The organism is Gemmatimonadota bacterium (assembly GCA_026705765.1).
Classification (GTDB): domain Bacteria; phylum Latescibacterota; class UBA2968; order UBA2968; family UBA2968; genus VXRD01.
Genome location: JAPPAB010000154.1, coordinates 1 through 16173 on the forward strand (window position 1 = coordinate 1; position 16173 = coordinate 16173).

The 16173-nt window shown below is 51.3% G+C and carries 11 protein-coding genes and 1 other RNA gene; 6 read left to right on the forward strand and 6 right to left on the reverse strand.

What is annotated here, in order from left to right:
- From OXH16_19815 to OXH16_19840, 6 genes are all read left to right on the forward strand, one after another.
- Nucleotides 1-1170, forward strand: a 1170-nt coding sequence (locus OXH16_19815; GenBank protein MCY3683653.1) for an aminotransferase class III-fold pyridoxal phosphate-dependent enzyme, incomplete at its 5' end; no start/stop codon positions are given.
- Between the two features lie 9 nt (nt 1171-1179).
- Complete coding sequence (locus OXH16_19820; protein ID MCY3683654.1) at nt 1180-1902, forward strand: polysaccharide deacetylase family protein; 723 nt, start codon at nt 1180-1182, stop codon at nt 1900-1902.
- A gap of 1 nt (nt 1903) precedes the next feature.
- Complete coding sequence (locus tag OXH16_19825; protein MCY3683655.1) at nt 1904-2704, forward strand: phytanoyl-CoA dioxygenase family protein; 801 nt, start codon at nt 1904-1906, stop codon at nt 2702-2704.
- Between the two features lie 10 nt (nt 2705-2714).
- Nucleotides 2715-3149: a CopD family protein gene (locus OXH16_19830; protein MCY3683656.1), complete on the forward strand. Its 435-nt coding sequence runs from the start codon at nt 2715-2717 to the stop codon at nt 3147-3149.
- Nucleotides 3150-3173: 24 nt separating this feature from the next.
- Complete coding sequence (locus OXH16_19835) at nt 3174-3923, forward strand: hypothetical protein (protein MCY3683657.1); 750 nt, start codon at nt 3174-3176, stop codon at nt 3921-3923.
- A gap of 900 nt (nt 3924-4823) precedes the next feature.
- Nucleotides 4824-7157, forward strand: a complete 2334-nt coding sequence (locus tag OXH16_19840; GenBank protein ID MCY3683658.1) for an AAA domain-containing protein — start codon at nt 4824-4826, stop codon at nt 7155-7157.
- A 40-nt stretch (nt 7158-7197) separates the two neighbouring features.
- Here OXH16_19840 and OXH16_19845 read toward each other — a convergent pair whose 3' ends face one another.
- The 6 genes from OXH16_19845 to OXH16_19870 all read right to left on the reverse strand — a co-directional run.
- Nucleotides 7198-11250 carry a hypothetical protein gene (locus OXH16_19845; protein MCY3683659.1) on the reverse strand — a complete coding sequence of 1351 codons (4053 nt, stop codon included), beginning with the start codon at nt 11248-11250 and terminating at the stop codon, nt 7198-7200.
- A 104-nt stretch (nt 11251-11354) separates the two neighbouring features.
- Entirely contained in the window at nt 11355-12485 is a 1131-nt protein-coding gene (locus OXH16_19850) for an acetylxylan esterase (GenBank protein ID MCY3683660.1), read from the reverse strand.
- A gap of 87 nt (nt 12486-12572) precedes the next feature.
- Nucleotides 12573-12957: a transfer-messenger RNA gene (gene ssrA / locus OXH16_19855) on the reverse strand.
- A 53-nt stretch (nt 12958-13010) separates the two neighbouring features.
- Nucleotides 13011-13946 (reverse strand): SDR family oxidoreductase, encoded by a 936-nt coding sequence (locus tag OXH16_19860; protein ID MCY3683661.1) that lies wholly within the window; start codon nt 13944-13946, stop codon nt 13011-13013.
- A gap of 108 nt (nt 13947-14054) precedes the next feature.
- Nucleotides 14055-15401 carry a nucleotide sugar dehydrogenase gene (locus OXH16_19865; GenBank protein ID MCY3683662.1) on the reverse strand — a complete coding sequence of 449 codons (1347 nt, stop codon included), beginning with the start codon at nt 15399-15401 and terminating at the stop codon, nt 14055-14057.
- Nucleotides 15401-16173, reverse strand: a 773-nt coding sequence (locus OXH16_19870; protein MCY3683663.1) for an ornithine carbamoyltransferase, incomplete at its 5' end; no start/stop codon positions are given. The genes OXH16_19870 and OXH16_19865, both read right to left, overlap by 1 nt.

Here is a 16173-nt window from a genome sequence, read left to right on the forward strand (position 1 = left end):
ATCGATGATGTCGATGGCAATCGCCGTCTCGACTTTGTCAACAACGCCACCGCCCTCATCCTCGGTCACGCCCATCCCGCTGTGAGCGATGCCCTGCGCGAGCGCATCAATAGTGGCACGGCCTTTTTTGGTCCTACCCAACTCGAAATCGAATGGGCAGAGCTTCTGCGTGAGCGCGTTCCCTCTCTCGAACATTTGCGCTTTTGCAGTTCTGGTACCGAGTCTGTGGGTAATGCGCTGCGCGTTGCTCGTGCTTTTACGGGGCGTCAAAAAATCGCCAAATTTGAAGGTGCGTATCACGGTATTGACGATCCGGCTCTCATAAGCTATGTGCCCCCTGTTACTCCCGATCTCGGTCCTGAAGGCGCGCCTCATTCGGTGCTTTCTTCTGCCGGTCTTGCACCCGCGACGGCTGAAAATGTCCTCGTTTTGCCCTTTAATAATGCGCGCGCTTGTGAACATCTCATTCGTCAACACGCCGAAGAACTCGCATGCGTCATTATTGACCCGCTTTCTACTGCTGCGGGTATGGCTCTGCCGGATCCCGAGTTTCTCACGCTTTTGCGCGATGTGACGCGGGAACTCGATATTCTTCTTATTTTCGACGAAATTGTCAGTTTTCGCATGACGTCAGGCGGCACGCAGGCGGCGTATAATATCACGCCCGATTTGACCTGCCTGGCGAAGGTCATTGCTGGCGGTACTCCGGCTGGTGCTTTTGGTGGGCGCAAAGATGTGATGGCGCTGTATGATCCCACTTCTGGATCACCTGCTATCCCACAATCTGGTACGTACAATGGCAATCCTCTTGTGGCCATCGCTGGTCTTATGACTCTTAAAACCATGGACTCAGATGCATATCGCCACATTGATTCGCTCACCGAATATATTGCCGCTGGTCTCAAAGATGCTTTCAAGAGTGCCGATATTCCGGTGACTATTGTCACTGCTGGTTCGCTTTTTCGCATCTACTTTCTCGATCAGGCACCTGCCAACTATCGCCAGGCTGCACGAGATAGCAGCGAAAAACACCGCTGGCTCTACTTTTATCTTTTGAACCACGGTATTGTCATCCGTCAAGGTGGCTGTGTTTCTCTCCCTATGACGAGCAAACACGCCGATGATTTGATCAACTGCGTGCGTGAGGGATTGCGCGTTTGGCCTTATTAATTGAAAAATATGTCTGTATCTATACCAGATGGCCTCGTTGTTCTCACCTTTGATGACGGTGTCAAATCACAAAAGACCTTTGCCGCACCGATCTTGCGCGAATGCGGGTTCAATGCCACTTTTTATATTACTGAGGGCTTGAACTTTCTCGCGGATAAAACGCGCTATCTCACCTGGGAAGAGGTGCGCGAATTACACGATCTGGGCTTTGAAATTGGGAATCATACACGGCAACACAAAAGCGTCGCCAGCCAATCACGAGAGGAACTTTTATCCGATATTCGCTACATCGATCGCCAATGCAACCACTACGGTATCTCGATTCCCACCACATTTTGCTACCCCGGTTACACCAATACTCCCGAAGCTGTTGATGTACTCAAAGAACGCGGTTTTACTTATGCCCGACGTGGCACTGTACCCGAATATCCTTATGACAGGGAAGGTGGTCGCGGCCCAGCCTATAATCCCGAGCAACACGATCCGCTTCTCATTCCAACTACAGGCGCGTCGGGACCGCACTGGAACTTCGACGATTTCTTGTGGTCACTCGACCAGGCTCAAAATGGTTGCGCTACCGTCCTTACTTTTCACGGAGTACCCGACCTCGATCATCCCTGGGTGCATACCGAACCCGCATTTTTTGAACGCTGTATGCAGCATCTCACAGATAATGGACACAGAGTAATCGCCCTGCGCGATCTTACAAACTACATTGCTATGGAGTCCTGATATGGTTGATCCTCTTCCCCTTGTCGCCTACGATACGCTTGCAGAGCAAACCGAAGCTCTGTACCGCGATGGCTATGCGTATCTGCCAGGTGTATTGACGTCCGATCAAGTGGCAAAACTCCGCGATTATATGGACGCGCTTACACCGATTTCGGAAAGTTTTGACAAAGATGGGCGTCCTGAAGACATTGGTTTTATCAATAAACACATCAACAATGCATTTAACCGGCACGCTCATTTTTTACAATTTCTCGACCGTCCCGGTGTGATTGAGGTCGCTGAAGCCATACACGGCGACGATTGCCACTGTATCGGCATGACTGCATGGATGACGGGTCCCGGTCGTCCCGATCAGAATCTCCATACTGACTGGCTTCCCCTGAGTCTGCCCGCAGATATACTTGAGGATTCTCGGGTGCGCATCCCCATTTTTATCACTACGGCACATTTCTATCTCGACGACATTACCGAAGAACTTGGTCCGACCAATTTCATTCCCGGTAGCCACCTTTCGGGTAGAAGCCCCAATGGCGATACAGCATGGAAAGGGCAGACTGAAAAATCCATTATGTGCAATGCTGGCGATGTGGTCATTTTCCGCAGTGAGGTTTGGCATCGAGGTACGGCCAATACCAGCGATAAAACGCGCTATTTGCTTCAAGTCCACTATGCGAAACGCATGATTACGCAAAAATATCCGCCCTATCTCAACCGGTTTCAGTTTGATCCCGAAATTATCGAGCAGGCGACCACGCGCCAGCGCCGCCTGATGGGTGATCACAAAAGCAGCAATTACGATTGAGGAGAGTACTGTGACTTTCTTGATAGGATATTATCTTTGGCTAAAAGTTGTACATCTCATTGCCATGATTGGCTGGATGGTCGGTATTTTGTATTTGCCGCGGCTATTTGCCTATCACGCCGATGCCTCTGCTGATACAGATGCGGTGTTTCAACAGATGGAATACAATCTTATGCGGCTTCTGCTTATGCCTTGTATGATTGTGGTTTTTGTTTCGGGCATTCTTTTAATTGTTGCAACGGAGAGCCTGGCGAGTGGGTGGCTTCATACCAAAATTCTACTCGTGCTCATGCTCGCCGGTTTGCACGGTATGATGTCGCGCCAGCGCAAGAATTTTCAACGCGGCGAAAATACCAGAAGCGCGGCGTATTTTCGCACATTTAGCCATGTTACAACGCTTATTGTGGTCCTCGTTGTCGCGCTGGCGGTTTTGAAACCTTTTTAGTGTCCTTTTGAGTGGGAGTAAAGCATGGCAAACGACGAATTTGTGATTCCGAGACGATTGATCAATTCGGACCGGGAAGAAACACCGAGGTCCTTGCTGGACCTGATTGAACAGGGGCCATTTGATTTGGATACGGCGGCGTGGTGGATGTCGCATGTGACGAATGGGGCATCGTGGATCGTGGGGTCGGGACCGGGCGGAATCGGGAAATCGACGACGATGCGTGCCTTTCTGAGCGTTGTACCCGGGGACCGGGCTTTTGCGATTGCGATGCCGGGGGAGATCCCGCCGCTCGCGGACCAGAAACGCTGCACGATTGCGCTCGAGTTGAGCGATCATCGGCCGCCCGGCTACCTTTGGGACCAGGACCTGCGTGACTTCTTTGACCTATCGAAGGCGCGACATCAGCTTGTGGGGAATGTCCACGCGGATACGGTGGAAGAGACGCGTGAACAGATTGTCGGGGCGTGCAGCGTTCCCGAGGAACAGTTCCATCACATCAACATCATCGCATTCGTCTGGTTGGAAGGTTATGAACGCGGACAAAGTAGGCGGATCAGGGATCAGACGTCGCGGCGGTTTCTGACAAGCGTACACTACACCGATGGTTCAGGTGCTCACGAGCAAGTCTATTCGGAAGGATCAGGACTCTCGCCCAATGCACCGAGGGATGTGGCGCACGAAGCAAAGTGCCGAGCTTTTTTGGAGGAGGCATTGGGAGAAGCGTCGCGGGATATAGATGAACTGAGGGAGCGATATCTGGCCTGGCATTAGGAGCGGGTGGCTCATACCAAATTCTACCTCAGCAATCTTTTATATAAGAAACGCAACGCCCTCTGAGGACCGTTGATGGAACTTCCCAAAGATCTACGCTTCATCTCTCTGAAGTACGCCGGACTATGCCGAGCTTGCGCGACAAGCCTCAAAGTCGGTGAGCGAGCACACTGGTCACCATCGTCGAAAGAGGTCTGGTGTATTGACTGCGCGAGTGAGGAATCCTCGGCCCAAGTCGCATCAGATAGTGTAGTGGGTAGTTCTCGGAACGCGATAAAGAATGCAAGTTCCAACAGCGCGTTAAATCTGGCTGCTAACAGATCGCATACTCCGTGGCAAAAACTGTGCGCATATGCGCAACGGTGTATCGAAGCGGAAGCTGCGAAATCACTGGTCCCGTACGTCGAAGAGAACTCTTTGTGGTTCTTATATTCTGGACAAGAGAAACTGGTGGTTGGACAGGACGACTCGACACCGGCGTCTGGAAAACTCGCCAATCGTCTGTCTCGTACGCGATCACAAGACGGGCGGTCAATCATATATGGCTGGCCAACCGTAGTTGTGATTGACCGCGACCATAAGCCTAAGGTCGCCCCTCTTTTTGTTGTACACATCGAACCGGAACGAAATCGCGGCGACAAGTGGGAACTCCATGCCACGGGGGAGCCGGAGTTCAACTTAGCCATCACGGCAAGCGGTATCTTCGACCCTTCAATCACCGAAGACGTCAGCGACCTGTTAAGTGACGGCTTGCCATTCGGAGATGCCGACGCTTTTGTCGCTCTCGCCGGACGAGTGGCTGGTCTGCTTGGCCTCAAGATCCTATCGCGACTCAATCCGAGAATGCTCGAATCGCACGTAAGTCGCAACCAAGGTGTCTACAACGCCGGGGTCACGGTCATGGCCGAGGCGTCTGGATACACCGTCGCCCTTCGTGAGGAACTGCGACAACTACAGACCCGAAAAGACTGGGCGACTACTGCTGCGGCCTCTCTTATCCCCGATAGTTTCGCACAGAAGGAAAACAATCGCCCACCATCCGAGCCTCTTGCAGCACCGCTTGTATGCAACCAATCACAGGAGGAGACACTTGAGCGTCTCCGCAGAGAACCTCTGACGATTGTGACCGGTCCACCTGGGACAGGAAAAACGCAACTCGTAGTGAATGCGGTTACAAACGCTTGGCTGGACGGCGACAAAGTCCTGGTGACCTCGACTAACAATGCTGCGGTTGATGTGGCCGTTGACCGTGCAGAGGAAGACGTTTGTAATGGCTTGTTGGTCCGCACCGGCAATCGCGATGTGCGCGAGCAGGTTCCGGATCGCATCATTGTAGCGTCATATCAGGCGGAAACCCACGACGGCAACCAGGCGGCAGCGCGTGCTCAGTTGAAGCGGGTCGCCACTGAGCGCACCCGGTTAATGAAGAAACTAACACGGCTGGACGAACTGGATGAGGAGCTATTGCGAGTTGTCGAGGAGCAGGAGGAACTCAGGCCAGCTTTGAAAGAGACGGCACTAACTCTATGGCCTACTGCCAGCCTTCCCGAACTGCCCATCAGTTCCCACGAAATAGAGATACGATCCAGACGATTGTTGCGGACGTGGTTTTTCCGTCGCTTCCGCGCACGACGCCTACGCAGGCGACTCGACTGTCTCGAAACCGCTCCATTAGAGCAACTGGCTAACTGGGCTCGAATGGATCAGCGTATGGCAAAGCTGACCTCCCAATTGGAAATTGGGCGATCAGAACGGCAACAACTGAAGGCCGCTGTGGGGGATCCGGCGACCCGTGTGCAAGAAGCGGACGAGAAATGGGCAGAAGCCAGCCTCTATGCGATCCGTGCGGACACCGCGACGCGAATCTGCTCTGGTGCTGACCGCCTGGCAGCTTTCGGCACAATCTCTGCGAACATAGATCGTTTCAAACGGGCCATTGGCAATTCGTTTCACTACTTACGAGGCTGGGCATGCACAGCACTGTCAGCGCAACATAACTTCCCTTTGGAATCAGGACTATTTGACCTTGTGATCGTTGATGAAGCCAGCCAGTGCAGCCTGGCAGCCGTACTGCCCCTGGCATACCGCGCCAGACGTTTGGCTGTGGTGGGAGATCCATACCAACTGAATCCGATCATTTCCCTCAGCGATGGGCTCTTACAAGAAATCGCCACACAAACGGGATTCAACAACGACGATCTGCGCAAGCGTGGCATTCATCACAAGGACGGCTCGGCCTATTCCGCGTTCGAGTTTGCAGCAAGACCCCAAATACCAGTTCTTCTCAATGAGCACTACCGCTGCCACCCACACATCGCTCGTTGGTTCAACAAAACGTTCTACAGGGGTGAACTCACCATACTAACGGACATCTCCGATACGGCTCATCGTGACCGTGCCATCTCCTGGTGCGATGTCGAGGGTACTGTAGAACGGCCCGCTTCTGGAAGTTGGCTAAACCGATCCGAGGCGGAACAAACGGTAAAACAAATTCAGGGCGTAATCGAGTCTGGTTACAAGACCGTCGGCGTGGTAACTCCATTCGCCGCGCAGTCGCAACTCATCGATTGGCTCGCGAAAAGACAATTCGGCCAAGATTTTCTGTCCGACATCGGTTTTGTGAGCGGAACCGCACATCGCTTACAAGGAGATGAGCGTGAGGCAATCGTTCTTTCTTCCGTGCTTTCTCCCGGTATGTCCAAGAGCGGCATCCGTTGGGTAGAAAAAGAGAGAAACCTCCTGAACGTGGCTGTGAGCCGTGCTCGTCGAGCGCTGATCGTTCTTGGACACCCGCTCATAGGAGATTTGGGGAGTCCAACTCTGGCCTCTCTGCGTGTCTATCTGTGCGATGAGATTGCCCAGAATGAAGGTGTTGCTCAACCCTCAGCCGATTTTCGCACGGACAGCAGATCTGAGCAACTCCTGCTTGACGCCATGCAGATCAGGGATCTCTTACCCTATGCTAAGCTCAATTTGGAGGGGTATGAGTTGGACTTTGCAATACTGGAACAGGGAATCAAGCTAAACATCGAGGTTGACGGCGATCAGCATTCCGACGCGAGAGGCCGACAACGGCGCCAGGACATCGCCCGAGATCGCGTCTTATCCAATCTCGGTTGGACAGTTTTGCGGGTAGCGGCGTGGCGATGCCACGAAGAAATTGACTCAGTGATTGAAGAAATCAGAAAAGCGAGGGACCGACTGCTTGATGGAGCCCTTCGCTCGACGTTTTAGCGCGTACCTCCATAGCAACTACCCTCGGAGTTACGCTCCACTACTTCCATCTGCAATCAATAACGATAGACTGGACTGCACTCCCGTTGTTTTGCTCCTTTTCGGCTTGCTTCTTTAGGTCCGCTATAGCCGAGTCCATATCAGACCAGATAGATGTCGCGGCAGTTCGGCGATTGTCGTTGCGGTCCCAGCTATCGCACCCAAACCAGCCGAGAAGGAAAATCCCCGCTGTAGCTGTCTGACCAGACATGTACTTATCTATGAGTTGCTCCTTAAGAGCCGTCTTTGCTGAGCCATTCCAATTACACTTGACCTCAATACATATAGTGAGCTTACTGCCGTGCTCGTCAAAAGCCTGAATCCATAGATCTGTACGGCTCCCTAGCGTGCCATTTTTGAACAGCTTGCGCCGAATCTGCACCTCACGATTAATGACAACATCAGTTGTTAGTCTGAGGTCAAGATAATTCTTTAAATGATCGGATAAGTCTTCCTCGTTACGCGGACGGATCGGGTTAGTATTCCACAGATATCTCACTGCGGGAGTATCGCCCTGAAGATAGGTACGGTAACTTTCTAACTCATTCATGACAAGATCCAAGAGATCATGAACAGAATAGAGCAAGCACCGCGAATCCGTTTCCTGTTTGCTCAATTTCTTGATATTTTCAACGGACAATATGGGTAGAGTGGTTGCCTGTTCAGCCCTTCTGGCATCGCTAATACAATCAGTAAGCCAAGTATCTGGGGGAAATCGCTGCAGTATGCTTTCAAGAACAATGGATGCTCCAGCTATTCCACTCTGAGAAAGGTGATTAATAATCTCATTTTTGAGCCTGTGTATTTCATCTATCGCGGCAGGTGTATAGACGCCTTCATGCTCAGGACGTGTTTCTTTTGGATACTGCTCATGTAACCAAATGTACATTTTTCCTAAATCGCAAGATTCACAGGACAAAATCGCTTTCAACAAATCGCCATCATAGCCACCGACAGATGCCTCAATCCACTTTTGGCCCCATCCAGAATCTGATGTGAGAGCATCCAAAAGCTGTTGATTGTAACTCGCTGGACTCAAAACAAAGGCAAGTTTGCGAAGTTTATGGAATTTCGGATCAGGAGGAACACTCCAGCCTTTGTCGAAAAGCGCATCCAAGTACTCACGAACCAGTTCTTCTTTACCCTGCTGAGCCAAGCTATTAACAATTATAAAGCGTCGCTCGTGATCTATTGCTGGATCATCCGCCATATCCAATATTGCTTCTGCTTGCTCATCATTTAGTCGGGTCCCCCAGTTGTGAATGATGGAAATGACATTTCCTTTTAGTTCCTGAGATAGCACATCAAGCACTGCATCGGTCGCAATATCAGGAAACTGTTTTGATAGCCTATCGAGCAACGGAGCCAACAATTCCACGTTATCACTCATAACGGACTTTAAAAGCTCGACTGAGCATCTTTCCCAAACGTCTTGAGAAAGATCAGAATAAATGTCTGGTCGCAACAGTCTGAGTGCCGTTAGCGCACGCGCCACGCTGTATGAATGTTGATCAGGTTCGGTAGGATAAATTTTTCCTTCCGTGAGATAGTGCTGAGCCAAGTTGAGCATTATACTTTGCTCGTCTTCCGTCAACTTGTCCCAACCAGGGGATAAACGAATATCTATAGGCCCAATAGGGCTTTCTGAATTCAACCAAAGTGATATGCGTTCGAAATTCTCTGAAGTCAAATTTGGGTTATGAAGAGCCTCCTTGATTTCATTGTCTATTTTAGACTGTTTCTCTGTCCATTCATTTATAATCTCCTCTTCTACCCTTTTCCTCTCTTGTTCTTGTTCTTTGAAACGTTGGGTCGCTTTCTCCATACCTGCACGAAGCGTCTCGGAGTCATCAATGAGATCAGGTCTTAGCTTATGCAATTGGTCTATTTGATTTGTATATTCATCTATATCAGTTCCTAAAATAGTTTTTATACAAGCAACCCACTTTTCAACAAGAGTTTCTGACGGGGCGGAAATTGCACGATCAACACGATCAAACAGCAAGGGTAAATCTTCTTGAGTGTATAAAGGAAACGCATTGAATGGAATATGCGAAATACGTAAATCGTATGTGCTGAACGTCAGCAAAGTTTCGAGCACAGCGAAACGACCTCCCACATCCTCAAGAACTGCATCCTTTGTGAGGATAGGTATCAAGATGCGTTCACCTTCATAACGCAACTGCAGAAACGGTGACCGATGATGGTCAAGGGCTTTCGCATAACCTTCAGCGAGAAGTTGCGTAATTTTAGGAGTTTTTGACCATTTCCAGCAAACAGTATAGATTGTACGTGCAAGCCTACCAAAAGTGTCAAATGGAGTATATCTTTCTATATATTTCAATGCCCAGGTAAGCAGAACAATGGCGTTTTCCTCATCAAGCGAGGACTCAAGGGATGCAGGTAGGTCGTATTGTAAAAAGCAACTATACGCTCCCATATAGTTTGACTTCTGAGGCTTAACCAAATGGTCAATGAGTTCCTGAGATGTCAGATGATCGGGCCAACAAGCGCGCAGAACCGTACCGAGAAGATCATCTTCTAGATCAACTGCTGGATCAATTGGGAGTAGATGCTTCAGACGGCGTTTCGCATCCTCATCTTTGAGCCTACCCACCGCATAGGCTGCATCTACTCTCTCCCTAAGACTCAAATGCGAATTCAACACCCGTTCTGCGAATATCTCAGCAAGTTCTGAGTACTCACAAGCCTCTGCAACGGCAGTGGCGAGTTCTCTGACGGAAGTACTGGCGTTCGGGTCCAACAAATAATTTTTAAGTATCTCGATTGTTTGATCAGCTTTCAACCGATGAAGATTTGAGAGTTGCCGTTGCTTATGACTGAGGTTGTCGGCGCGTTCAAGGAGTGCATTACAGAGAATCTTGGGACCGATAGTCTGAACAGAATCAGCGGATTCCAGCAATAGCTCTGGTCGAATTTCAGACAGGGCTTCAAGGAATTTCTTGTCGTATGTCGCAAGCCAGACTGCGATCCCCTCGCGTTGTGGAAAAACCGCATCCCGCTGACCGTTTAGGAACAACGGAGTCCAGTATTTCACTGGAATGAAGCTCTTAAAGCCAAATGCGGCGAGAAAATCTCCATACATGGCATGGGAAAACATAATGCGGCCATCGCCTAACGGAGAGAACACTCCTCTTTGCAACGTTGCTTGAATCAGCTCTACGGAAAAGCGATCTGAAGCCAAATCGGATATGCCAAGTGACTGCTCTGGGCAATAACTCTGTTCATGGTTCCAAACAAAACGGTTATCTGTGAGTGCCAAACACAACGAAATCCAGGTAGAACAGTGCAGGACCTCATTAAGGGGAAACTGAGGACTAACGAGTTGACGTGTACCCGCTGGAGTTTCATCACAGAGCCTTTCAATCCCCTTGTGCCATAGATCGCGTTGAGCGACTCCTGTCAGACCATTCTCGCGGAATACCGAGAGTGCTAATTTGCATCCAAGCGGCTTCGCGCAAATAGGTAGTAATCCCTGACTGACAACAGCATCCAAGAATTCGTCTCCGTTGACCCCTGCTTGTTTAGCAAGTACATGTAAGTCCTCTATTGTAAGGGGAGCCAAGTTGTATGAGGTTAGCTTCGTACCACTTTCTTGTATCGTGCGGATAGCAGCTCCATCGCGTGATGAGATCCACACCGACGTGTTTTTTGACAAATCGGGAAGCCTCCGCAAAATAACGCCAGCTAAATCAGGAGCTTCATCAAGGCCATCAAGGATAAGAGTTTGAGCTTCATCTCTTGAGGAAGCAGTCAGATTGTCTTCGAAATATCCAGGATTGCGTACATATTCCCACAGTTTGAATAGGTGAACTGACTGACCGTGTAGTGAAGCCTTCAACTGCTCCATGAATGTCGTCTTACCCATGCCACCTTCTGCTAGAAGAATTCCACCGGGTAACTTAACAACTTCATTTAATCCTATGAGATTGGGCTGAGGCAGGGAAGATAAATTGATCAGAAGACCATTTGGATCCTGCCAGATTTCACTCCCACTGGGGTATAAATATCGGTCTGCCAGTTGCGCATTCACAGCTAATCCCCTAACATGGAGAACATTGTACTCAAGATGTCGTGTCGTCTGCGTAAAAAACGATAGAAGGTGGAGATCGTCACGGAGTCACCAGCCTTTTTTACTCAGGCCTGGATCTGCTCCAGCCAGCCTTCCAGGGTGTAGCGCGGGTCGCCGGTCTCCTCTGGACGGAGGCATGCCAGGTCGGTGCGGTGTATGGGCCGGATGCCGAGGTCGGGAAGGGTGGCGCCGCGCTGGTGGAGATCGGTGCCGTAGAGTTTTTCCAGGATGACGCCGTTGGCGTCGCACCAGTCGCCCGAGTTGAGGGTGGGCAGGCTCTCTTCGGGGTCGAAACCGGGGGCGCCGAGGTGGCGGTGGATCCATTTTAGGGCGACGGTGTAGCCGAAGTAGGGTCGATGCCCTCCCGCTGGTTCGAACCAGCAAGCGATGTGGCCGTCCGGGAAATTCGGAGCCGCGCCGGCCACGGCGTTCCGGGTACCTTCCCACGCGGCACTGTCTCCCTCTGTGTCGATGATGACATCGGCGTCGCCGTTGAGGATGAGGACGGCGCAGTGGGGCGCAGCCAGGGAGAGAAATTCTGGCCAGGTACAGAGGGTGCGCAGGCGCTGATTTGGGACGCGGGTGCAGAACTTGCCGGTGACCGTCATGGTGTCGCACAGCGCCCAACCGGAGACCAGGGCCAGCTTGAGGCGGGTGTCGAGGGCCAGCATCCAGGAGGCCTTGGCACCGCCGAGGGAGTTTCCCGCCACACCGACGCGCTCCGGGTCGATGTCGCTCCGGGTGAAGAGAAAATCGATGCCCCGCATCGTGTCGAAGACGAGCTTGCCCATGATGAGCCGGCCAGCATCATCGGCGCAGGTGTGGACTTCTTCAGGATCGTGTGCCCGGGTACCCAGGTCGCCGCAGATGTGCCGCTCTTCTTCTCCGACCGGGTCCAGAACCAGGCAAGCCAGTCCGAGTTTGGCGTAGAGTTGGGGGATGTAGGTGTACTGCCACTGGCTTTTGCTGCCGCCGTGGCCGCAGGTGATTACGATGGATGGCATGGGTGCGGTGGGGTGTGCCGGTCGATAGAGTACGGAGGGGACGCGGGAACCCGGTTCGCTCGTCCAGATCCATTTTTCGACGACGATTCCATCCCGTTCGATCTGTCCGCGGAATTCCGGAGCCAGGTCGCAGCGGACCGTGGGGATGCCCAGGAGGTCGTGCAGGGCGCGGCGCAGGGATTCGGTTTGCATGGGAATGTTCTTTGGAAGGGCAGCGGGATGGTAGCGTGCCGTGAGACGATGAAGGGCCAGCCCGTAGATCGGCTCGCCCGAAAAGATTGGTGGAGGCGGCGGGAATCGAACCCGCGTCCGAAAGCGGTTTGATAACGGCATCTACGTGTGTAGTCTATTCACTTAGAATCTCGCACCCCGCGCCCCAACAGACAGGGTCGCTGAGGTGCCAGCCCGATGGTTGGGGCTGTGGCCCGCTCTCATCCGGAGGCCCTCGAGCGGAAACCCCCGCACCAGCCTGCTCTCGTCGGCACTCTGCCCAGACCACGCAGGCAAGGTCTGAGAGAACGGACTGCGTAACGGTTAGTTAGGCAGCCATTGCGTACGTGTTATCGTCCGCAGTTGCGTTTTTTCCCAATTGTTTTACGAGGTGATTGGGTACCTCGACACGCAGCTATTATCTCTCCACCCCCGTCGAAGCCGTGTCGCCCCCAGCACGTTTAAAAATATATCTAAGTTAATCCTTCCAGTCAAGCGGTCTCCAGCCTAATTCTCCCTGAACCACTCTATTGTCTGTCGCAATCCCTGCTCTGGCGTCACTTTGGGTTCCCATCTCAGGAGTTTTTTGGCCAGGGTGATATCGGGTTGCCGCATTTGAGGATCGTCGCCGATTTGCGCGTTGGGCCTGAGCGCGATTTCGCTTTTGCTTTCGGTTAGCTCAATTATTTTTTTTGCCAGATCTAACATGGATGTTTCACTCGATGGATTGCCGATGTTTACGGGCGCGTGATAATCCGTATGCATCAATCGATAGATCCCTTCAATCAGGTCTGAGACATAACAAATACTGCGCGTTTGACTGCCATCGCCATATACTTTTAGTGGTTCATCTGCCAGCGCCCGATTGACAAAATTGGGAATGGCCCGGCCATCGTTTTTGCGCATGCGAGGCCCATAGGTATTAAAAATCCGCACAATCCGCGTATCGATCCCGCTTTCGCGGTGGTAGGCCATTGTCATGGCTTCGGCAAAGCGCTTGGCTTCGTCATAGACGCCACGCACGCCCAGTGTATTGACATTGCCCAAATACGATTCTGGCTGCGGATGCACCAGTGGATCGCCGTAAATTTCTGATGTTGAGGCCAAAAAAAACTTCGCTTTTTTTGCACGTGCCACACCGAGCGCGTTGTGCGTGCCGTGCGCGCCTACTTTCAGGATGCGAATGGGATAGCGCGAAAAATCATCGGGGCTGGCCGGGCTGGCAAAATGCAATACATAATCCAGTGGGCCCTTTACATAGATGTATTGCGTCACATCGTGTTTTACAAATGTAAAACCATCTCGTCCAAACAGGTGTGCGATATTTTTTGCACGTCCGGTCAACAGGTTATCCATGACAATTAGTTCGTGCCCTTCGTCCAGCAAACGGTCACACAAATGGGATCCCAAAAACCCTGCGCCACCTGTTAGTAAAATACGCATATAGTTCCTTGGACGAATAGACGAATAGACGAATAGACGAATAGACGAACCCCACCCTACCACCCAAAATCACTACGAGCTTCGATTCGTTGATTCGTTGATTCGCATTTATAGTTTAAAGACGTGATCTTTGTTTCCAGATACAGCCTGCGTGGCATTGCGCGTATCGACAATACAGCGCGCGTGTTTTACAATCCATTCATAATTCCAGTCGCTGTGATGCGTCACAATGACCACACAATGGGCTTCTGTTAAATGTTTTTTATTTAAAGAAGTACTCTTCAAGTCCAAACTTTCTGTCTGCAAGTGATCCACAAACGGATCGCAATACGAGACCTTCGCCCCTTTCTCCTGAAGCATTTCTATAATATCCAATGCTGGTGACTCGCGAATATCGCGTACATCGGGCTTGTACGTCACGCCCAAGATCAGGATGTTCGAGCCTTTCAAACACCGCTCGTATTCGTTGAGGGCGTCGGTGGTTTTTTCAACCACATAGCCCGGCATGCTGCGCGTCACTTCGCTGGCCAATTCGATAAAGCGCGCATTGTAATTCAAGGTCTTTAGTTTCCAGGCGAGGAAGTGCGGATCAACTGGAATGCAATGCCCGCCCAACCCGGGACCGGGATAAAAGGGCATAAACCCAAACGGCTTGGTCGCTGCGGCATCGATGACTTCCCAAACATCCACTCCCAGACGGTCACACATCAGGGCTACTTCATTGACAAGGCCGATATTTACACTACGAAATGTATTTTCCAGCAGCTTGGTCATTTCAGCAGCCTGGGTCGATGAGACCGGCACGACTTCGCCGATCAATTGCCGGTAAAAATGCGTGCCTATTTCTGTGCAAGACGGTGTAATACCACCCACGACTTTGGGCGTGTTGGTGATGGTATAAACGCTATTGCCCGGATCGACGCGCTCTGGAGAAAATACCAGAAAAAAATCTCGACCGACCTTCAAGCCACTTTCTTCGAGCAGGGGCAATACCAGTTCATGAGTCGTCCCTGGATACGTGGTGCTTTCCAGAATTACCAGTTGTCCGCAGTGCAGTCGGTCTTTGATTGCACCACATGCTTGTAGGATAAACGAGACATCCGGATCGCGTGTTTTATTCAAGGGTGTGGGCACACATACTACGACCACATCAGCTTCATCGAGCACATCGCATTCTCGAGTTGCTGTCAATTTCCCCACGGCTTTGAGACCCGCTACCTCAAATTCCGATACGCCCTGCACATCGGACTTTCCCGATTCTACCAGATCCACTTTGCACGCCGATGTATCGATTCCCGTGACGGAAAATCCCACCTTGCCCAATTCCACAGATAGGGTTAATCCCACATATCCCAATCCCATCACTGCTATCCGCGCTTCACGGGATGCGATCTTCTCCTCCAGTATCTGTCTGGGGTTGGGGATTTCTCGAGATAATCTTTCCGGTATAGCCATTATGTTATCCGCTCTGGTCCAATCATTTGAAGCAATACGGCCTTTTGAATGTGCATGCGATTCTCTGCTTGATCCACGGCAATGCATCGCTCGCTTGACATGACCTCATCCGTTATTTCATATCCCTTGTGTGCAGGCAAGCAGTGCATTACATAAGCATCTGTCTTTTTGAGCAAATCGCCATTGATCTGATATGGCATGAATACTCTGGTGCGTCGCTTCTTTTCTTCTGCAAATTCTGGCTTGTTAAAAAATTCCATGTCAATCCACGTATCGGTATAAACAAAATCTGCATCGGCAATAGCGGTTTCCAGATCCAGCGTTTCTTCAAATAACCCGGTTGCACGCGCTGCTTTGACCAATTCGGGGTCTGCCGATGGCTTGTTGATCTCTGGCGTCACAGCCGTTATGCGTACGCCTGCTTTTGTACACGCTGTCACCAGCGAATTGCACACATTGTTCCATATGCCCACATAAACTACATGCGTTCCCGCCAATTTGCCGCGCACTTCCAGAATCGATAGCAGATCGCCCAGGGCTTGACATGGGTGATAACGGTCGCAACATCCGTTGATCACAGGGACTTCGGAGCCGAGGGTCAGCCGCAGCAGATCTTCGTGTTTGAGCATGCGCGCCATAATCACATCTGCATATCGCGATAGGACCTGTGCTTCATCGCGCACATCGGCCAATCCAAAATTGGTGGTCATCCAGTCCAAAAACACGGCTTGACCTCCCAATTGATGTATGCCCACTTCAAAAGATACACGGG